The organism is Mycolicibacterium pulveris, from assembly GCF_010725725.1.
GTDB lineage: Bacteria > Actinomycetota > Actinomycetes > Mycobacteriales > Mycobacteriaceae > Mycobacterium > Mycobacterium pulveris.
The window spans coordinates 1,374,721-1,394,289 of record NZ_AP022599.1 but is presented as its reverse complement, the minus strand read 5'-3'; the positions used below and the strand labels follow the sequence as shown (position 1 = coordinate 1,394,289).

General features: G+C 64.8%; 20 protein-coding genes. 12 read left to right on the top strand and 8 right to left on the bottom strand.

The features are described from left to right. The first annotated feature begins 27 nt into the window (after positions 1–27). Genes G6N28_RS06875 through G6N28_RS26810 form a run of 3 tightly spaced genes read left to right on the top strand, consistent with a single transcriptional unit; the run spans position 28 to position 2,950 of the window. Positions 28–837: an enoyl-CoA hydratase/isomerase family protein gene (locus G6N28_RS06875; protein WP_163898524.1), complete on the top strand. Its 810-nt coding sequence runs from the start codon at positions 28–30 to the stop codon at positions 835–837. Further along, positions 834–1,958 (top strand): acyl-CoA dehydrogenase family protein, encoded by a 1,125-nt coding sequence (locus G6N28_RS26815; protein ID WP_179962032.1) that lies wholly within the window; start codon positions 834–836, stop codon positions 1,956–1,958. The genes G6N28_RS06875 and G6N28_RS26815 overlap by 4 nt, the downstream gene beginning before the upstream one ends. Continuing rightward, positions 1,955–2,950: an acyl-CoA dehydrogenase family protein gene (locus tag G6N28_RS26810; RefSeq protein WP_179962031.1), complete on the top strand. Its 996-nt coding sequence runs from the start codon at positions 1,955–1,957 to the stop codon at positions 2,948–2,950. Before G6N28_RS26815 ends, G6N28_RS26810 begins: the two co-directional genes overlap by 4 nt. A 32-nt stretch (positions 2,951–2,982) precedes the next feature. On the opposite strand, the gene G6N28_RS06865 is transcribed toward G6N28_RS26810, so the two are convergent. After that, positions 2,983–3,756, bottom strand: a complete 774-nt coding sequence (locus G6N28_RS06865; protein ID WP_163898521.1) for a hypothetical protein — start codon at positions 3,754–3,756, stop codon at positions 2,983–2,985. 225 nt (positions 3,757–3,981) lie between these two features. Between G6N28_RS06865 and G6N28_RS06860 the strand changes: the two genes are divergently transcribed. The 5 genes from G6N28_RS06860 (at position 3,982) to G6N28_RS06840 (ending at position 8,317) form a co-directional block, all read left to right on the top strand. Beyond that, entirely contained in the window at positions 3,982–4,599 is a 618-nt protein-coding gene (locus tag G6N28_RS06860; protein ID WP_163898518.1) for a cytochrome c oxidase subunit 3, read from the top strand. A 2-nt stretch (positions 4,600–4,601) separates the two neighbouring features. Continuing rightward, a complete protein-coding gene (locus G6N28_RS06855) occupies positions 4,602–4,877 on the top strand; it encodes a cytochrome C oxidase subunit IV family protein (protein ID WP_163898515.1) in 276 nt (91 codons plus the stop codon). A 65-nt stretch (positions 4,878–4,942) separates the two neighbouring features. Next, a complete protein-coding gene (locus G6N28_RS06850; protein WP_235674490.1) occupies positions 4,943–5,650 on the top strand; it encodes a hypothetical protein in 708 nt (235 codons plus the stop codon). Between the two features lie 53 nt (positions 5,651–5,703). Beyond that, positions 5,704–7,467, top strand: coding sequence for a nitric oxide reductase activation protein NorD (locus G6N28_RS06845; protein ID WP_163898509.1), 1,764 nt, complete (start codon positions 5,704–5,706; stop codon positions 7,465–7,467). Positions 7,468–7,495: 28 nt separating this feature from the next. Next, complete coding sequence (locus tag G6N28_RS06840) at positions 7,496–8,317, top strand: CbbQ/NirQ/NorQ/GpvN family protein (protein ID WP_276001432.1); 822 nt, start codon at positions 7,496–7,498, stop codon at positions 8,315–8,317. 30 nt (positions 8,318–8,347) lie between these two features. On the opposite strand, the gene G6N28_RS06835 is transcribed toward G6N28_RS06840, so the two are convergent. From G6N28_RS06835 to G6N28_RS06820, 4 genes are all read right to left on the bottom strand, one after another. Next, positions 8,348–9,934, bottom strand: a complete 1,587-nt coding sequence (locus tag G6N28_RS06835; RefSeq protein WP_163905912.1) for a phytoene desaturase family protein — start codon at positions 9,932–9,934, stop codon at positions 8,348–8,350. A gap of 50 nt (positions 9,935–9,984) precedes the next feature. Further along, a complete protein-coding gene (locus G6N28_RS06830) occupies positions 9,985–10,752 on the bottom strand; it encodes a hypothetical protein (RefSeq protein ID WP_163898506.1) in 768 nt (255 codons plus the stop codon). A 45-nt stretch (positions 10,753–10,797) separates the two neighbouring features. Next, entirely contained in the window at positions 10,798–11,868 is a 1,071-nt protein-coding gene (locus G6N28_RS06825; protein WP_163898503.1) for a spirocyclase AveC family protein, read from the bottom strand. 121 nt (positions 11,869–11,989) lie between these two features. Beyond that, positions 11,990–12,574, bottom strand: coding sequence for a TetR/AcrR family transcriptional regulator (locus tag G6N28_RS06820; protein ID WP_235674489.1), 585 nt, complete (start codon positions 12,572–12,574; stop codon positions 11,990–11,992). 199 nt (positions 12,575–12,773) lie between these two features. Here G6N28_RS06820 and G6N28_RS06815 point away from each other — a divergent pair, with 199 nt between their 5' ends. Continuing rightward, positions 12,774–13,841 (top strand): spirocyclase AveC family protein, encoded by a 1,068-nt coding sequence (locus tag G6N28_RS06815; RefSeq protein WP_163898500.1) that lies wholly within the window; start codon positions 12,774–12,776, stop codon positions 13,839–13,841. Positions 13,842–13,862: 21 nt separating this feature from the next. Here G6N28_RS06815 and G6N28_RS06810 read toward each other — a convergent pair whose 3' ends face one another. Beyond that, positions 13,863–14,495 (bottom strand): TetR/AcrR family transcriptional regulator, encoded by a 633-nt coding sequence (locus G6N28_RS06810; RefSeq protein ID WP_163898497.1) that lies wholly within the window; start codon positions 14,493–14,495, stop codon positions 13,863–13,865. A gap of 76 nt (positions 14,496–14,571) precedes the next feature. Between G6N28_RS06810 and G6N28_RS06805 the strand changes: the two genes are divergently transcribed. Then, positions 14,572–15,345 carry a hypothetical protein gene (locus G6N28_RS06805; protein WP_163898494.1) on the top strand — a complete coding sequence of 258 codons (774 nt, stop codon included), beginning with the start codon at positions 14,572–14,574 and terminating at the stop codon, positions 15,343–15,345. A gap of 45 nt (positions 15,346–15,390) precedes the next feature. On the opposite strand, the gene G6N28_RS06800 is transcribed toward G6N28_RS06805, so the two are convergent. Continuing rightward, on the bottom strand, positions 15,391–16,017 hold the full coding sequence (locus tag G6N28_RS06800) for a TetR/AcrR family transcriptional regulator (protein WP_163898491.1): 627 nt from the start codon (positions 16,015–16,017) through the stop codon (positions 15,391–15,393). A gap of 113 nt (positions 16,018–16,130) precedes the next feature. On the opposite strand from G6N28_RS06800, the gene G6N28_RS06795 reads away from it, so the two are divergent. Then, the gene (locus G6N28_RS06795) at positions 16,131–17,456 is read left to right on the top strand and encodes a protoporphyrinogen/coproporphyrinogen oxidase (RefSeq protein ID WP_163898488.1); all 1,326 of its coding nucleotides are present in this window, start codon (positions 16,131–16,133) and stop codon (positions 17,454–17,456) included. After that, on the top strand, positions 17,453–18,184 hold the full coding sequence (locus G6N28_RS06790) for a hypothetical protein (RefSeq protein WP_163898486.1): 732 nt from the start codon (positions 17,453–17,455) through the stop codon (positions 18,182–18,184). Before G6N28_RS06795 ends, G6N28_RS06790 begins: the two co-directional genes overlap by 4 nt. Here G6N28_RS06790 and G6N28_RS06785 read toward each other — a convergent pair. Next, positions 18,171–19,568, bottom strand: coding sequence for a phytoene desaturase family protein (locus tag G6N28_RS06785; RefSeq protein WP_407665008.1), 1,398 nt, complete (start codon positions 19,566–19,568; stop codon positions 18,171–18,173). The genes G6N28_RS06790 and G6N28_RS06785 overlap by 14 nt on opposite strands. Position 19,569: the final 1 nt, after the last annotated feature.

Sequence of the window (19,569 nt, the reverse complement as noted above, 5' to 3'; positions counted from 1 at the left end):
ATATCAACTCAAAAATTAGGGATTGTGATGCCAACACAAGCAGCGGACGGTTCGCCGCCTGACACCGATCTCGGCGTCGAAGTTCGAGCCGACGGCATCGGCGTGCTGGAGATCCGCCGGCCACCGCATAACTTCTTCGACGCCGACCTTATCGAGGCCATCGCCGCAACCGCTCACGAGCTGTCGCAATCGGGTGACGTGCGCGCGCTGGTTCTGGCCTCCGACGGCAAGAACTTCTGCGCGGGTGCCGATTTCGGTGGCACCAGTGGTGCCGCCCAAGTATCTCCTGATGAGGGGGCTCGGCGACTGTATGGGGCGGCGGTTCGGCTTTTCGCGTCCGAGCTTCCGATGGTGGCCGCCGTACAGGGTGCCGCGGTCGGCGGCGGCCTGGGATTGGCGCTGGCGGCTGACTTTCGCGTCGCAGGCCCGGGGGCACGGTTGGCCGCGAACTTCTCCCGGATTGGGTTGCACCACGGGTTCGGGTTGACGGTGACGTTACCGCGGGTGGTAGGAGAGCAGCGCGCCGCGGATCTTCTGATCACCGGTCGGCGGGTCGACGGTGCCGAAGCCCATCGAATCGGCTTGGTCGACCGGCTGGTCGATTCCGACGACGCGCTTCGGGATACCGCGATCGCGCTTGCCGGTGAGATCGCCACGGCCGCACCGCTGGCCGTGCGCAGTATTCGGACGACGCTGCGTCGGGGATTGGTTGACGCGATCGCTGCCGCGACCGATCACGAGCGGTCAGAACAGGCCTGGCTTCGCGATACCGCTGACTTCGCCGAAGGGGTGCGCGCCTCGGTGGAGCGGCGGATCCCGAGCTTCGCCGCCCGATGAGCATCGGCGCGCAGGTGCGCACCGGAGCCGAACTCCGGCAGGTGGTTCGGGAACTGACCGAAGAGTGGCTGGCGGCTGGTCGTTATGTCCCTCGAAGCGATTGTTGGCTGCGGTCGTTCGATCTGGAATTCTCCCGGGAGCTGGCGAGGCGGGGGTTGATCGGGCTCACCTGGCCGAGGGAGTTCGGCGGCGCCGGTCTTGATGCCCGATCCCGGTTGGCCGTCACCGAGGAACTGTTGCGGGCCGGTGCACCCGTGGCCGCGCACTGGATTGGGGACCGGCAGATAGGACCGGCGATACTGCGTTACGGCTCACCCGAGCTACAGCGCGAGTTGCTACCGGGCATCATTCGCGCTGAGTACATTTTCTGCCTGGGGATGAGCGAGCCGGAAGCGGGTTCGGACCTCGCCGCCGTGCGTACCTCCGCGGTGAAGGTCGACGGCGGTTGGCGGGTCACCGGCCGTAAGACATGGACGAGCCAGGGGCACCACGCCACCCACGCCTACTTGCTGGCTCGAACCGACTCGTCGGGGCGCAAACACGAAGGGCTTTCGGAGTTCATCGTCGACATGTCCAGCGAGGGCGTGCAGGTATCGCCGATCTGGGACATGTCGGGCGAACACCATTTCAACGAGGTGTTGTTCACCGATGTCTTCGTACCGGACAATCGATTGATCGGCCAGGTCGGAAACGGTTGGCGCCAGGTCACCGAGCAGCTGTCGTTCGAACGCGGTGGTCCCGAACGGGTGCTGAGCACATATCCGTTGTTGCGCGAGGTGATCCAGCAGCTGCGTGATGCCGACGAGCATCGATTCGACGCCGAACTGGGCGACATGGTCGCCCGACTCTCGGTGCTGCGACGTCAATGCTGGGAGATCGCCGAGGCCATGGACGAGGGTCGTGCCCCCATCACCGAGGCCGCCACCCTGAAGTATCTGGGCACACGCTTCGAGGTCGATGTCATCGAGTTCGCCCGGCGTACCGGATTCGCCGTCGTGCAAGGCGAACCCTTGGCCCAAGCACTTTGCGCCGCACCGGGGTTCAGTATCCGTGGCGGATCGTCGGATGTGCTGTTGTCCATCGTCGCGAAGAACGAGATCAGGAGCCTGACCGCGTCATGAGCGGATTTGCCGACGAGTTGACCGACCTGGTGCGGGCGCTTGCCAAGGAGGCTGACCCGGTGCCGGACGGACAGTTGTCCGCGCTTTGGTCGAACGTCCGTGAGCTCGGCCTCACCGGGATCGGAATCCCGGAGGACAAGGGCGGATCCGGCGGTGAACTCGACGACCTGCTGGTAGTGATTCGGGAGTTGGCACGCGCGGGAGTGGACACTCCCATCGTGGAAGCGGCGACGGCCGCCTTCGCGATCGGTGCTGCGGACGCAGACGGCAGGTTCGACACCGTCGTCACCCACGACGAGCTGGATCTCAGCGGCCCGTCGCTGAGCGGTGACCTCGGCGTCGTCGCGTTCGCACCGTTGGCGCGGCGGGCCGTCGTCATCGGGGTTGCCGGTCTCGCGGTGTTCGAACTCGCCGATGCCGACATCGAGGCAGTGGTCGACATCGCGGGACGGCCGTCCGGACGGGTGCGGCTGACCGATTCGCCGTGCACACACGCCGATGTCCACGCCGACGCCGCGGCCGAGCGGCTGGTGCTGGCCAGGTCGGCAGCGCTGATCGGTGGGTGCTGGGGCGCCTACGACATGACCAGGCGCTATGTCGTCGAGCGGCATCAGTTCGGTGCACCGTTGGTCGAAATCTCGGCAGTCACAGGTAATTTGGCACACATGGCGGTCGGGATCCGCACTGCTGAGGCGGCATTGCGCCGTGCGGTGAAAGTGGCTCAGGGAGGCGGTAACAGCGCGCTCCGCCGTCTCAGCGCTGCGGCGACGGCGCGGATCGCTGCGGCCCAGTGCGCCACCGCGGTGGCTCGCACGGCGCACCAGCTGCACGGCGCGGTCGGTATCACCACCGAGTACGGCTTGCACCGGTTCACGCGCAGCCTGTGGGCACAGCGCGACGCCGATCGGTCGGAACTGAGCTGGTGCGGCCGACTCGGTGCGGCGGCCCTGGCCGTCGACGAGGAGACCTTCTGGGATCAGCTCAGCGCCTGACCGCGGTCAAGATCCTTGCCGGACCGGATGTTTCAGAAGACCGTTGCGGCTTCGCGTGGGTCAGTGATCGGCGCGGGATCGTTCTCGGCGGCCTGCAACCGCAGCGCACGGAACGTCAGGAAGCTCTGCACCGTGATCCACGTCGCGAACAGCGTCAACGGCGACCAGAAGACCAACAGACCGTTCCACGCGAACGGGCCGCTGCGCGGAATGAACGCGATGGCGCCGGCTTCGAACATGATCGTGATCCACAGCGACATCCAGCCCCACCAGCGCGGGAACGGATTGTGCTTGACCAGCTGGGTCGCCGGGCGCAGGCAGATCACGGTGACGGCGACCCACATGAAGATGTAGTACTGGTCGGTCGTCGTCAGTGTCAGCGTGGCCAGCTCGTGCATGAGCGCGGTGACCTCGGGATCCTTGCGGGGCGCGGTGTATGCCGCCACCCCCCACATCATCGGAGGCAGCATCAGGAACAACGACATCATCGCGCCGCTGACCAATGAGAGCGTGCTCCAGATCTTCCAGCCGCCCGTTTCGACCCGAGCCATCTGCACGGCGACGACCGCCAGGATCGGCATCATGAACGCCCCGGTCCAACTGCAGATCACCGCGCCCCACTTGATCTTGCTCTGATTGGTGGCATACCAGTCGGCGATCTGCTCGGCGGTCCAGGCCGGGTTCTTGGTCGGCACCTGGCCCAGCAGCAACCACAACGCGAAGAAGTAGATGACGGCCAGTGCGATCCCCCACCAGAGGATCGCGCGCTGGCTGTGCTCCGAAAAGCGGCTCCGGCTGCTGGTCATAGCGTGGCGCTCCTTAAATCCTTTGGCGAGACGGTGACCGAAGGGCCGTGTGAGGGCGGTCCAGAATTCAGATCACACGTCTCAAAAATAAAGCTGAGGTGAAACGGCTGTCAAGAGCCGAGGGGCGTCATATCGTGATAGAGCCGCTGGCTTCTCATTGACTGGCCCAGCTGCCGGATTTAGAATCTGAGACACTTAATCTCAAAGATAAGGAGGCAGTTGCGGATGTCGACATCGGAGGTGATCGGACGGCCGCAAGCCACCGCCACCGATCCGTCCCCGCCCGGCAAGCACATTCCGGGTGAAGCCGGGATCTGGGTGCTGCTCTTCGGGGACATGCTCGTTTTCGCCGTCCTGTTCGTGGTCTACCTGAGCCGTCGGGGCGAGGACCGCGAGCTGTTCGCGCAGTCCCAGGACGCCTTGAACCGCAACTTCGGTGCCATCAACACGTTGGTCCTGTTGACCAGTTCGGTGTTCGTGGTATTCGCCGTCGTCGCCCTGCGCTCCGAGCGCTGGCGGTCGTTGGCGCCGCGGCTGACCATCGTCGGGTTCGCTATCGGCTGTCTCTTCGTGGTCGTCAAAATCTTCGAGTACCACGAGAAGATCGCTGCCGGCATCACGCCGAGCACCAACGAGTTCTTCATGTACTACTACGTGTTGACCGGACTCCACCTGGCACACGTGGTGATCGGTCTCGGCGTTCTGGTTGCCCTGTCGGTGTTGGCTCGCAAGCCGTCGCCCACGCCTACCCGGATCGCGTTCTTCGAAGGCGGCGGATGTTTTTGGCACATGGTCGATCTGCTGTGGATCGTCATCTTCCCATTGCTGTTCCTGGTGCGGTGAACATGAGGACATTGGTACGTAGCAATGCGTCGGTGGCCTGGCTGGCCTTGACGACGCTGACGGTGATTTCCTGGGCCCTCGGCACCGAGCACATGCTGGGCGGCGGCAGCCACGTCCCGGCAAGCCTGATCATCTTCGTCGTCGCGACCTTCAAAGTTCGGCTGGTGGGACTGTATTTCATGGAGTTGAACCACGCGCCACTGGCGCTCCGCGCAATCTTCGAGGGGTATTGCGTGGCGCTGCTGGGCGTGCTCATCGGCATGTATCTACTGGCCTAAGGGGAGCAATGGATAAGCGGGTCCACAAGTTCTGTGCGTGGAGCGGCACGCTTTGCTTGGTCGTGATGGCAATCGGCTTCATCGCGATCGCCGGCTTCATTCCGACTCGGTCACCGGCTCAAAGCGCCTTGGAGACAGCACAGTTCATCATCGACAACCGGACCCGCATCCGCTGGGGCATGATCGTTGCGATGTTCGCGGCTTCGCTGCTGATGACGTACGCGACGTCGATGGCCATCCACATGCGGCGCATCGAGGGTCGGTTTCCGGCTCTGGCGATGATCCAGTTCGGCCTCGGCGCGATCTTCGTCCTGGAGTTCATCTACCTCCTGTTCTTCTGGCAGACGGCGACTTTCCGCACCGACCGGGCGCCGGAACTCGTCCAGCTGCTCAACGACATGGCATGGATACCGTTTGTCGGCCTGACGTCGACCGCGGTGGTGCAGGTGGCTTGTTTCGGCATCGCAATACTGCTCGACCGCCGGGAGCGTCCGATTTTTCCGCGCTGGCTGGGTTATTACAACCTTTGGGTGGCAATGATGTTCACGCCGGGGACATTCAACGTGTTCTTCAAGGACGGGCCACTGGCCTGGAACGGCATCATCGCCTGGTATCTGCCGCTGGTGGTGTTCGCGTCGTGGCTGATCATCAACCCCCTGTTCCTGTCCAAGGCCGTCGACTCCATGGCAGAGGACACCCCACCAGACCTCGAACGCATGCGCGGCGACCTGGACCGGTTGCTGCGGGCCCAACAAGGTGCGGCGGCCCGATGACCATCGGCGAGATGTCCCCTGGTTACCTCGGCTGTCGCGGCTCACGCCACGCAATGTCGGACACTAGCGACCTGCGGGTCGACAGGTTGGCCATCCTCGGATCGGCGATCGCTGGTCGACGGCTGGTAATCCGGCGCGAACCCGGGCAGCCGACACACACCGACGGCACGTCGATCGTGGTGGACCCGCATGCCGAGTTCGCCGACATCCGCGACGGCGTCGTTGCGCAGGCCGCGCTGCTGGCCGGCGGTGCCCTCCGCAAGGATTTGATGATCCGCCTGGCCCGACACCGCTCTGCCGTCATTGAACGCTACTTGAGCCTCGAACTGGACCGGACCGTCACGCAGCTGCAGCACGTGCTGCCCGGCACCACCATCCGCAGGCTCGCAAGCCGCACCAGCAAGACCGCACAGCGTATTTCGCACGACGCCGACGAATCGCTCGAGCTCGCCCAGGGTCGCGAACCGGTTGCGGCCCCACCGGACTGGTGTGGAACGCTGCTACCGGACCGGCTGCGCCGCGTCGACGAGGAGGACCTGCGCGCGGCGCCGACCGATGCCGACCTGCGCCGGCTGGGCGAGGTCGCCGACGACCCCGAGGACGACGACGGCGGTGAGGACAGCAAGATCCTGAAGCTGCTGTCGGCGCCGGGATTGAACAATCCGCTGGGCGATGCGCTGCAGAAGCTGATGGGAATGGGCCGCCGCTCCCCGGACAAGAACCAGGGTGGCGCCGAACTCCCGGCCGGCACACAACGTTTGGGCACCGTCGGTCGCCATGCCCGGCGGGCGCCGCAGGGCCGGCTCGGGCAGTTCGTCTCGGCGTTCTCCGCGCCACCCCCGGCGCATGGTGTCAGCTACCCGGAATGGGACTGCTACGCCGGGGAATACCGGCCCGACTGGTGCACGGCGGCCGAGTACGACCCGGCGGATCATGACGACGTGGCGGACAGCGTGCCGACCGGTACTAGCCTGCGCCGCCCGCTGGCAAGGGTGGGCTTGCAGGCACAGCGTCATCGACGGCAACAGGACGGTGATGGGCTGGACCCGTCGGCGATCGTGGACTATGCGGTACACCGCAGCCTCGGCGACCATCCCGATCCGAACATCTTCGAGCACAGCCGACTCAGCCAGCGCGAACTGTCGGTACTTGTCCTACTGGACTGCTCGGGCTCAACCGCCGAACACACCGCCGGTCACGTCGTCTTCGAGGAGGAGCGCGCACTGGCGGGCGAGTTCACCGCCGCGCTGTGCCGGCTGGGCGATCGCGTCGGCACCTTCGGCTTCTATTCTCGCGGCCGGCACGCGGTGACGTTCCTGCGGATCAAGGATTTCAACGCCGGTTTCGACGCTGCTGCCAAGCACAGGCTCGCCGCGGTCCAACCGAGCGGCTTCACGCGCATCGGCGCGGCGATCCGGCACGCAACACACTTATTGGAGTCGCGGGCACTCGCCAAGAACATGATTCTGGTGGTCATCGGTGACGGCCTGCCCTACGACGACGGGTACGAGGACCGCTACGCACGCGCGGATGCGCGCCAGGCCATCGAGGAAGCAATCGACCGCGGAATCGGCGTCGTCGGCCTCGGTATCCGATCGTCGACGGAACCCGAAGTACTGCAGGAGGTTTGGTCTGTCGCACCGTTCCGGGTGGTCGACGATCTGACCGATGTCACACGGCATGTGCGGGGCCTCCTTGGCGCCGCCCTCGCCGTAACCCGCAGCAACGGGCGCCGCCGCGAGGTACAGACCGTTGGTCATCGGGAGCTGCGACGTGCGGTCAGCGCGGCGGCCAGCCGCCGAAATTCTTATGTGTGAGCAAGACAGTTGAAGACGAGAGGTGAGGATGAGCGAGACGTTGACGATGCCTGACCACAACGGCGTGCCCACGGACGTGCCGACCTACATTCCGGTGCGCGATGAGGTCGACGTCTTCACCGCCGCGTGGCGATCCGAATTACCCGTGTTGTTGAAGGGGCCGACCGGATGTGGGAAGACTCGACTCGTCGAGCATGTCGCCGCCCGGTTGGGCGTGCCGTTGTACACGGTGTGCTGTCACGAGGACATGACCGCTTCGGATCTGCTGGGCCGGTTCGTGCTCAAGGATTCCACCACCGAATGGGTTGACGGACCGCTGACTCGAGCCGTGCGCGACGGCGGAATCTGCTACCTCGACGAGGTGGTCGAGGCCCGCCAGGACGCGATCGTGTCGGTGCACTCGTTGGCGGATCATCGCCGTGAACTCAACATCGAGCGGCTCGGCGGTCTGACCTTGAAAGCCGCACCCGGCTTTCAGCTCGTGGTGTCGTACAACCCCGGCTACCAGAGCGTGCTCAAGGATCTCAAGATGTCGACCAGGCAGCGAATGGTTGGGATTGACTTGGATTTTCCACCTGCGGAGGTCGAGATGCAGGTGCTGGCCGCCGAAACGGGTGTGACGGGTGACCTTGCCGACGACCTCATCCGGCTCGGCCAGACCATCCGACGACTCGATGATGCGGCGCTGACCGAGAGTGCCTCGACACGGGCACTCGTCGCGACCGCGCGGTTGATCAAAGCCGGTCTGCCGCCACGTGCGGCGGCCGTATCGGCGATCGCGAGTCCACTTTCCGACGACGACGAGACCCGGGGTCGGCTGACCGTGCTGATCGAGTCGTACCTCACCTAGTACCGGCAGCCCTGGGCCGGCCGCGTGAAGCTAGTGCCGCCCGAGCGCGGTCTGCGCCGCCAGGCGCCCGGGCCATCCGCTGACCCCTCCGCCCGGATGTGAGCCGGCCCCGGCGTGGTAGTAGTCGCGGACCGGCGACCGGTAGCCGCCGAGCCCCGGGGCGGGCCGGTTCATCGCCAGCCGCAGCGGCGTCATGTCGACGTGGAAGTACGACCCGTTCGGCGTTGCGAACTGCTCACCGAAGTCGGCGGGACTGGTTTCGATCCGGCCGATCTCGTTGTCGAATCCCGCCAGGTGACGACTCACGGAACGCATCATGGCCGCCGCGGTTTTCGCCTTGTAATCCGCCCAGCCCCCGTGCGGCTGGGCGGGCACATTGGCGGCCAGATAGACCACGTCCTGTCCGGGAGGTGCCAGCGACGGGTCGTTGGCGGTGAGGACAGCCATATACACCGGAGGCTCGTCGAGCGTCCTGCCGTTGCGGATCTCCTGCAATTGCTTGACGTTCTGCTCGAACGTTCCGGTCATCAAGGCCGTCTTGCGGATATCGAACCCGTCGATGTGTTGCCGGTACTTGTCGCCGCTGGGGTAGTGCACCGGTCCGGCCACGGCCACGTCGATCTTGAAGGTGGCAGAGTTGTTTCCGCTGGCGGGCAGTGTCGCCACTTTCGCTTTGGTCGCGGAATCGAGCACGTCCTCGTCGAGCAGTCCGCCGTAGGCCGACTGCGGGGGCACCGCGGCCAAAACGGCACGGCTGGCGCGGATTTCGACGCCGGTGGCCAACCGGACGCCGACGGCTCGGTTGTTGGTCACCAAGACCCGGTCGACACGAGTATTGACGTGGATGTCCGCGCCGCGCTCGGCCGCGTAGGCCGCCATGGCGGCCATGGTGGCCCCCATGCCGCCGCGGGGCCGGATCACCCCGGGGTCGCGGTGGACCGCGGCCAGGCCGACACAGTAGAAGCCGCCACCATCGTGGTCGATGGGGCCGATCATGCTGCCCCAGTAGGTGGTGAGCGCGCGCATCTGGTCGCTCTCGAAGAGGTCGGCCGCCAGGTTGATCAGGTTGCTGGACAGGATGTGGCCGAGGTGGCGGCGAATCGAGCGGCTGGGCGCCAGCTTCAGCAGCAGCTTCCCGAGATCGCGCTTGGGCAGCTCGGCGGGATGATGCGGCATCACCTTGGTGAGCGCCTCGAAGATCCAGGACAGCGCCGGTTGAAGGTCGGCGTAGGTCCGTGCGTCGGCTGCCGAGAAGCGGCGGACCTCAGCGAGGGTGCGATCGAGGTCGTGAAACAGCAGCAGGGTTGATCCGTCTTCGCCGATCCACCCGTAGGGTGCTTCGACCGGTGTCCCGCGGTAGCCGTACCGGTGCAGGCCGAGATCGGCGATGAACGGTGTGCAGGACATGAACATGTCGTCCATGGCGCCGAGGCTCAGGATGTGGTTGGGGGCCTCGGCGAGGAACGGGCCGCTGTTCGCCAAACCGCCGATGTGTGGGCGTTGTTCGAGAACCAGGACCGAAGCGCCGCTGTCGGAGAGCGTGCACGCAGCGCTGAGGCCGTTGTGGCCGCCGCCGACGACGATGAAGTCGTAGTTCTCCCGCAGTTCTGGTGTCATCACGTGTTACTCCGTCCTCGGCGAGGACCAGACCTGGTCCACCGGGTTGTTCAGGCGCTGACCGGCGCTGACACCGGACGAGTACCGGGGGTTGCGGATTTCATCGTCCTACCGGCTTCGGTGTTGATGGCACGAACAGTAAGGATTGAAAACACGACAATCCAGACGAAGAACACGATCATCGGCACGTAAAACACCAGGACGCCGTTCTGCGAAAACGGCCCAGTCTTGAAGAACAGCAGTAGGCAGGCTTCGAACATGAAGAACGCAGTGAAAATGTTGTAATAACCCGACCACCGCGGATAGACCGGTCCGGTGCTGTTATCCATCAGAATGCCTGCAGCCAGCGCCAACTGGAACAGCGCGAATGGTGCGCCGGTGAAGAGAACCCCAAGCCAACCCAGGTCGTTGAGCGCCTGGGTGACTTCTGGGCTGGTTTCACCCGGTCGCCAAGCGGCTGCACCGAAGAAGAAACCGATGAACATCACCACCACGACTTCGCACGCGACCGAGACAACCATGATGTTGAACAGGATCGGCCACTGCTTCTCCCGTCGCCGCACCATCTGCATGACGCTACAACTCCACGTCGTGTAGAGGATGGAGGAGAAGATGAAAATCACGGTGGCGATGCGGATTCCGGTGGTGTTTGCGAGGTAGTCGGCGACGACCTTGTTGGCCGGGTCGGCGGCTGATGGCGGCAGGATGTACTGGCAGTTGGCCACCATAATCGCCGCGAACGGCCAGAAGAACGCGAATGCGATTCCGGTGTAGGCGCAGAACTTCAGTATCTGCGGATGAAACCCGTCAGCGCGCACTATGTCCTCCTTCGGTGACGGTGAAATCTGTCGTCGGCCAGTCGTCTAGGGGTTGTGGGCGGGCCTGGGCATTGGGACACCGGGACCGGGGCACGTCTTTCCGTCCGCACCCGATGCGCACATGTCGTTGATCATGTAGGACGGGTAGCCGTCCGGGAACGGATCCGAGTGGGTAGCGAACCACTGCTGCGGCACCATGTACAGGACGACGAAGGCCAGATGAATCGCGCCGTAGATGGCGAAGAACTTCACCGCCTGTCTGGCTTTGACGCTCAGCTTGATCGACTCGATCCCCCGCTCGACGACGGTCTGGCCGCGATCATTACGGAAGTGACTCAAGCACGCGATCGCACCGAGGGCGAATCCGCCGAACAAGACCGTTTCGGACAAGGGGAGTTGGTAAGTCTCGCCGGCAAACAAGGTGATGGCCCTGATACCACCTGGATAGGCGTAGACACCGGTCCGCAGCACCAATCCTTCCACGAGGGTGTCAGTAAGCGTCAGGCCGACCACGATCACGGCAATGGTGCCGACCACATTCATCCGCGGCCATCGGTCCTTGGCCTTGCGTAGCAGCCAAAGAATGACGACCACTTGCGAGAACACCAATGCCGTGTATGCCGGGGGAACGATCAACAACGGTTCGGGAAGCTTATTGGCGTTTGGGCTGGTCCACGTGGGCCACGAACCATTGGCCCACGCGCCGCGGTTGACCAGGTGAGAGTTGTACAGCAGGGACACCGACGTGTAATTCATACACATGTCCCAAAAGAACACGGTGGACGCCGCCAACGCGATCATGGAGTCCGTGGTGAGGTGTCGGTGTATGCGCCACGGCCGGATCACCCAGATGTAGAGCAGGATCACCGCGCCGACCGGTATACCGATCTGCAACACCGCGAAAACGACTGACTGCCAATGAGGTAGCGGATCGGGACCGGGCGCTGTCGGGATGTAATTTGGGCCGAAGATCCACCGAGTCAGGACCACAAGCTGAAAGGCGAGAATGAGTGCGCCGATGGTAGTCCACCACAGCACCGGCCGGGAGCGTTGCGCCACCGGCAGGTTCGGCAGTCCGCCTGCGGCCTGGCCGCGCCCCCGGGAGATCGTAGCCACCCCTAGCCCCTTTTGGTCGGCCGCTCCAGAACGGCGGAGTTAAGTGCCGCTTGCATTATGCGACGTACTGACTCAAATATGCAAGTGGCACTAACGCCACGGGTTAGGCTGGAATGCTTGATCAGCTGGGTCGACCGGTTATGCCGTGGGTGACCATCTTGGTCATCTCGCTGATCATCCGGCTCTGGCTGGGCGCGCGCATCCCCGCGGGCACGATCCAGTCATCGAGCAACACAGCCCCGATCACCATGGCCGCGACGGTTGCGATGGTCGCCGGGGGATCCAGATGCTCAAGGTGGCGAGCATCGGCAATCTCCAACCCTGTGTCTTGTACGGCGCGCAAACCCTCCCGCATCCGGCTACTGATCGCGACCGCAGACGTGTGTAGGTCGTTCGTCGGATCGGTTCGGGCTTCGATCAACTCCTGGAACAGCTTTCGGTCCTGTCGGACCAGCGTGAACAGTCCTTCGACGAGTCCTTGGGCCATTTGTTCGACCGACGTCGCCGTTGAGTAGTCCTGCCACGAAGCAATCCACTTGTCGATGAACTCGCCGAATGGCTCGAGAATCGTGGTTTCGAACAACTCGGCCTTGGAGCCGAAGTGGCGGAACAGCGTGGGTTCGGCGATTCCGGCGCGTCGGCTGATCTCCCTGGTGGTGGTGCCCCGGTAGCCGTTGGTGGTAAACAGCTCGTGGGCGGCGGCCACGGTCCGCTCCCGAACTCCGCCACGCGTTGTCCGGGAACCTCCACCAGCTCGCATAGTCACCTCAGTCTAGTGCTGTCGCGTCATGGCACCGACCACCGACCGACATTACGACCTACCTTGTCCTGACGTCGCTCCGGCTTGTATCGTCACGCGTGTACATGAACGTGCGTTCACCGGCAGTGGGGAAAGCGAGGTCGCTGTGACCGCTGTGTCCGATCACGTGAGCACCGCAGCGCCACCGAGGGTTCGCCAGGTTCCAGCGGCCGTGATGCTGGCGGCGGTGGGCGCCGTCATCGTCGTCTACGCGCTATGGACCTGGGGCGCATGGCTTCTCGACGGCCCAGCTCCGGTCACCGCGAGCCGGGACAGCTCGTCGCCGTCGTGGTGGGTGGCCCGAGTCTACGAATCCATCATCGTGGTGGTCGTGGTGGTGCTGTCTGTGCGCATCATTCGTCAGTGCCGCCGGGAGCGTCGACTGGTCTTCGACGCGGTGATGGTGATTGCCGGATTCTTCACGCTGTTCTGGGATCCGATGGTCAACTGGATGCAGCCCAATTTCATGTACAGCTCGAACTGGCTGAACCTGAATACCTGGGTGGCGCACGCTCCCGGGGTGGTCAACCCCACCGCCGGGATCATGCCGCAGCCCGTCTTCATCATGCTCATCTACCCGTTCGGGTTGCTCGGGTTTGCGATCGTGTTGAACCACGGCATGCGTTGGATGCAGAGGCGTTTCCCGCGGATCAACAACGTCGGCCTGATCGCCTTCACCTACGCGTACGGCTGGCTGCTGGCGTTCTGCCTCGAGGCGCCCACCTTCCTGTCCAACCTGTGGGGGCTGCCGGGGGCGCCGGCCCGATTCTCGTTGTTCCCCAACGATCAACGGTTCGCGTGGGCCGAGTACATCACGACCTCGATCGTATTCACGACCTTCGCGGCGGTTCGCTACTTTCGTAACGACCGCGGCGAGACGATCGGGGAACGCGGTCTGGACGCCATGAACCCGGCAGCCAGGACGACGGTGTCGATCCTCGCCACCATCGCGATGTTCGCGATGTCGATGTGGGTCCTGTTGCTCATCCAGATTCCCGCGGGGTTGCACTCCTCGCCCTACCCGGAAGGTTATCCCGCACACCAGATCAACGGTCTGTGCGATATTCCGGGTAATCCGAACTGGCCGCAGCCCACCGAATACGGCCCGTGCCCCGGTAGTCCCGGCTTCCGGATGCCGGTGAAGAACACCTTCGAACCCGACGGCAGCCCCTGAGCGCGAACCCAGACCGTCTCGTCAGGGGTGCCGATGGGCGATGCCGTCGACGATCAGGCGCGCCATCTCGCGGACCATCCGGGTCCGTCCCGGCGTACGCCGGTTGGCCGGATATGCCCAGTCACCCAACAGCACTGAGCCGATGATCATGCTGGCAACCGCACCGATGGTGGCCGGGGGGTCCACGTAGACCAGCTCCCTGGTCCGGGCGATGTCGATGCCGACATCGAGAACGGCGCTGAGGCCCTCGCGAAACTGTGCGCTGATCGCCACCGCCGAAGGGTAAAGTGCCGAGTTGGGGTCCGACCGCGCGGCCAACAGTTCGCGGAAGACCTTGCGGTCTTCCCAGATGACCGAGTACAGGCTGTCCACCAGGTTCTCGGCGAGCTGCTCCAGAGTGATCTCGGTGGACATCTCGGACCAGGACCGCGTCCACTCGTCGACGACACGGTTGAACGGCTCCAGAATGGCGGCCTCGAACAGCTCGACCTTGGAACCGAAGTGGCGAAACACCGTGGGTTCGGCGACCCGGGCCCGCGCACTGATCTCTTTGGTGGTGGTCGACTGGAAGCCCTGCTTGGTGAACAAGTCGTGGGCTGCCTTGAGGATGCGGGCGCGAACGTCGCTTCCGCTGTCGGAACGAGGGCTGGCCACGGGTCACAGATTACTGAACCAGATACCGGCGGAAATTCCGGGTCGGCACATTTTTGAGTTGCTACGATTCAAAAATATGGGCACCTACGAGCCGGCAGCGGTCCTCGACGCGATCTCCGCCAACGCCGTCGCGGTGGTGGCGATCGGCGGATTGTCGATCCTGGCGATGTTCGTGTTCTTCATCGAGGGTGCGCGGATGGGCCGGCGCGATCGTGTCTACCCGATGGCGTTGTGGATGACGGCATTGTGGTGGCCGCACGACGGTTCGTATCTGCTGCACCTCGGTGACTGGTTCGGCGGACGTTACGACCACTGGTTCATGCAGATGTTCTGGTTCGCGATCGTGGTCACCTTCATCGCCGAGACGATCTACGCGTGGCAGACCATCAGGTACGGCCGTGACGAGCTCTCGCCCGGTAAGACCTCGGGCCAGCACACGGCGCGGATCCTGGGTGTGATGGCGGCCGGTGCGATCAGCTGGGCACTGGTCAAAGGCGCCCTGAACGACGACCTGTACCTGCTGTCCTTCATGGCAACGCTGCTGTGGGGCGCGCCGTCGGCCAGCGCGCTGCTGGGCCGTCGGCCCGACGGGCGCGGGCAGTCGATGCTGGAATGGATCTGCTACAGCGTGATGGCCGTGTGCTATTCGATCGTCTCGATCGCGTTCTTCGGCGGTGGCTTCTTTCACTCCTGGCCGTATGTCGGCATCTGTGTCGCGGCGTGCGTGTGGAGTTTCATCGTGATCGCCGACGCGCATAGGGCGGGGGTGCCGTTCACGTCGTGGTCACCACCGGCGGGTGCGCGGCCGACCCATCGCAGGGTCGGACACGGCGTCGGCGTTCCGCAATGATAACGATCGTTTGGCCAGCGCCTGCCCCGCGCGTCGGGGAGCGGTTCAGGCCGAACGGCCGGCACTGGTTTTGCGCGCCGACTTGCGTGCAGGGGTTCGCGGAGCGGCCTGCGCCAGGTATTCCAGACCGGACAACGCCATCCCGGTCAGGACCTCGTCTAGGGCCGGCAGTTTCAGCGACGGGGCGGGCCAGAACGCCGTCGAATCGATCAGTCCATGGGTGGCGTGCACGGCACTGACCAGGACGTCCCGGGAATTTCCCGGATAACACGCGTTCAGGCAGTCCGCCCAGCGGTCGATGTACCGGTTGACCCGGGAGCGCAGCCGGGACCGGTATTGCTGGGGGATCGCATGACGCTCCCTGGTCCACACGCTCATCAGCTCGCGTTCCTCCAGCGCCCGTTGCACGTGGCCGCGAACGAGATGCTCGAGGTCTTCGCGCGGGTCGTCGAAATCGCCACCGGTCGCCATCAACACCCGGTCGATGGCCTCGTCGAGCAGGGTGATCAGGATCTCGTCCTTTCCGCTGAAGTAGCGGTAGATGGCGGGACCCGACATCCCCGCCCGCTCACCGATCAGGTCGACCCCGACGCCGTCATATCCGCGTTCGTGGAACAGATGCATCGCCGCTCGAAGAATCCGCTCTGAACGCTCGTTGCGTGATGTGGCCACCGGACCACGGTAGCGCAGCCGACCGATCGCCTGCTGTATCGCTCCGTAGTCGTGCAGCCCGGGATATGCTGACCTGTGCTAACGATCGTTCACATATTGATGGCGGAGGGGTGATGAGCTCAATCGTTGTGGTGGGAGCCGGGCTGTCGGGGCTGACCGCGGCCTACCGGCTGTCGACCGGCGGCGCCGACGTGGTGGTGCTTGAGGCGGGTCCCCGCCCCGGTGGTCGGGTGGACACCGAAACGCACGGCGCCTATGTCGTCGATACCGGACCGGACGCGCTCACCGCGGGTTATGCCAGGTATCTGCGGCTTGTCGAAGACCTCGGCCTGCAGCACCGGCTGGCCGACACCGCCGCGGTGATCGGCCTGGTGCGTGACGGCCGAATCATCGACGTCGACCCGGGCAAGCCGTGGCGGCTGCCGTTCACGCCCGCACTGAGTTTCGCCGCCAAGATCCGGATGCTCGGTGGGCTCGTGCACGCACGCAAGGCCATTGCCGAGGTGGACTCCTACGAGATGTCCTGCTCGGCCGCGCGGGACGACCCGGAACGGTCGGCAGCGGAGTTCGCGACCGACCTGTTCGGGACCGAGGTCGCCGACTACCTCATCGACCCACTGATGCGGTTGACGACGGGCAGCGGGGCGGCCAACGCGTCGTGCGTGAACGTGCTGGGCGCGTTGGGAGCCTGGTCGAGCTCCTTGAAAACGGTGCGCGGCGGGCTCGGGATTGTCACCGACGAACTCGCTGACCGACTCGATGTGCGCTACGGCGCCACGGTCACCAGAGTCGACGACACCGCCACCGGAGTCGTGATCGGATACCACGACGAATCCGGGGAGCACGAGATGGCCGCCGACGGCTGTGTGATCGGCGCGATGTACCACCAGGCCACCGAGATGTGGCCCACCTTGTCGGCGGCCTGCCCGGCTTTCGGGGACAAGCTGCGCAACGTCAAGCTCATCAGCGTGTCGCTGGGCTATTCCGCCCACACCGCGACCCGCGCCTACCCGGTCCTGGTCCCGACAACGGAAAACCCAGAGGCGCTGCTGATCTTCATGCAGCACAACAAATGTGCCGACCGGGCACCGGACGGCCACAGCCTGGTGACCATCTACACCGACACCACCGTCACCGACTCGTTTCTCGACCGCACCGACCGCGAACTGGAACTGTGGGCGGCCGGCATCATCGAGGGGCTGTGCCCCGAGCTGGTCGGGCGCAGGGAGATGTCCGTGGTGACTCGGTGGCCGATGGCGGGCTATCTGGCCGATCCCGGCTTCTGGCGACGATCCAGCAGGCTACTCGAATCGCTGCCCACAGACGGTCGAGTCAAGGTGGCGGGGGATCTGTTCGGTGCCGGCTCGATGGAATCGGCGACACGTTGGGGCGAGCGTGCCGCAGAAGAGCTACTGCGGCACCTCGATGATCACCGATGAACGCGCGTAATCAGCGGCTCTGTGCCTGGGCCGGCCCCGCCGCCGCCATCGGCTGGCTGATCGGACTGCTTCTCCTGGCCCGCTTCATTCCACCGATCGCGCCGAACCTCGGAGCGGCCGAGGTCGCCGCCCGCTACGCGGAGAACCCGATCGGAATCCGGGCCGGCATGGTCTTCGTGCTCGCCGGCGGCGCGCTGTACGGGGCGTGGACAGCGGTGATCACCGTGCAGCTCAAGCGTATCGAGGGCCGGTCGCCGGTGATGGCCTACACCCAGCTGGCGCTGGGCGCGGCGTTCATTCTGGTCTTCGTGATCCCGTCGGTGTTCTGGCAGGCCGCCGCCTTTCGGCCGCTGGACAACATCGAGATCACCCAGCGGCTCAACGATCTTGCCTGGCTGGGCTTTCTGATCCCAGTGCCCGTCATCACCGTGCAGGGTCTGGCGATCTCGCTGGCGATCTTCGCCGACCGCTCGCCACGGCCGGTCTTTCCCCGGTGGCTGGGGTGGTTCAACCTGTGGGCACAGCTGGTATTCCTGCCCGGGACGTTGATCCCGTTCTTCAAAGACGGACCACTGGCCTGGAACGGGTTGCTGTCCTTCTGGATTCCTGTCGCGGTCTTCACGGCCTGGATGATCACGCTGTCGCGCATGCTGTTCGTGGCCATTGCCGACGACGAGCGTGAACACGAAAGGCGAAGGCGGCCAGAAGCAGTCGCTACAGCTTCTTGAGGAGTTGACGGGCCGTCGTGCGGCCGGCCCAGCCGTGCACGCCGCCCATCGGATGCGCGCCGGCGCCGGTGTGCCACAGCCCGGCGATCGGCGTACGGTAACCCGACAGCGCGGGCGACGGCCGGTTCGGACCCATCTGGTTCAGCGACATGTCGACGACGACGTAGCTGCCCCCGTCGGCCATGTCCCGCAATTCATCCGGGCTTTTCACCCAGCTGCCGAGGACAGCGTCTGCCGTCCCCGGCGCCACATGGTCAAACGCGGCGATCGCCTGTTCGCCGAAGGACTTGCGGTGCGCCTGCCAGCCGCTACCGTCGGTCAACCTGTCCGGTACCGCGGTGCAGAACAGGTACATGGTGTCCCCGGCGCTCCCGGGAGGCACCTGAGATCGATCGGCGGCCGACGGCATGAGTGCCCACATCGGTGTCTCGGCGGGGATGGTTCCGCGCGCCGCGGTGTCGAGGGCACGCTCGACATACGCGTAGTCGTCGGCGACCAGCATGTAGCTTCCCCACAGCTCGGGACGTTCACACTTGAGCTTTGGTCGACGGTCAAGCGCGACATCGATTTTGGTGTTGTTGATGCCCCAGCCATTGATCCGGATGTTGCGGAACTCAGCCAGCAGGTCATCGCTGAGATGAGCGGAGTCGACCAGCTTGCACATCAGCGTGCTCGGATCGACGGCGCCGACGACGTGGCGCGCGTGCAGCGACGTTCCATCGGTGAGGCGGACGCCCATGGCCCGGCCGTCGCGGACCAGGATTTCCTCGACCGCGGTATCGGTGCGGGTCCGGCCGCCGTGATGGTGCAGGCAGGCGGTGAGCGCACGGGTGAACTGCGCCATTCCGCCGATCGGCCGTTTGATACCCCATGCAATGTGCAACATGATGACGCCGAGCACCGCGCCCGAGCCCGGTTCCCGCAGCGGTGCTTCGGAACCGGAGGCGTAGACCGCCAGCATCGTCTTGGCCTCTTCGGAGGTGAACATCGTCTCGATGAGCTGGTGTGGTGAGGCCAGCAGCATCCGGACCACCGGTGCCAGGTGCTTGCGCTTGCGCAGTACCCGCCAGCCGAGCTCGGCGATCGTGCGGGCGCGTGGCCGGGTCGGATGGTCGGTCAGGTAGGGCGCCGCGACATACCAGAAGTCGCACCACAGTTCGCACAGCTCGGCGAACTTCGCGGCATCGCGTGTCGAGTAGCGGCCGATCTCCTCGACGGTCCGGTCCAGCGATCGCCACAGCCCGATCGCCTGCCCGTCGGGGCCGAGGTACGCTCCCCAGGGGTCCGGGCTGGCCTGGCGCAGGCCGAACGACTCCAGCCGCAGTTCGGTGATGATGGACGGTTCGAGGTTGGTGAACAAAAGATCCACCGCACACGGATTCATC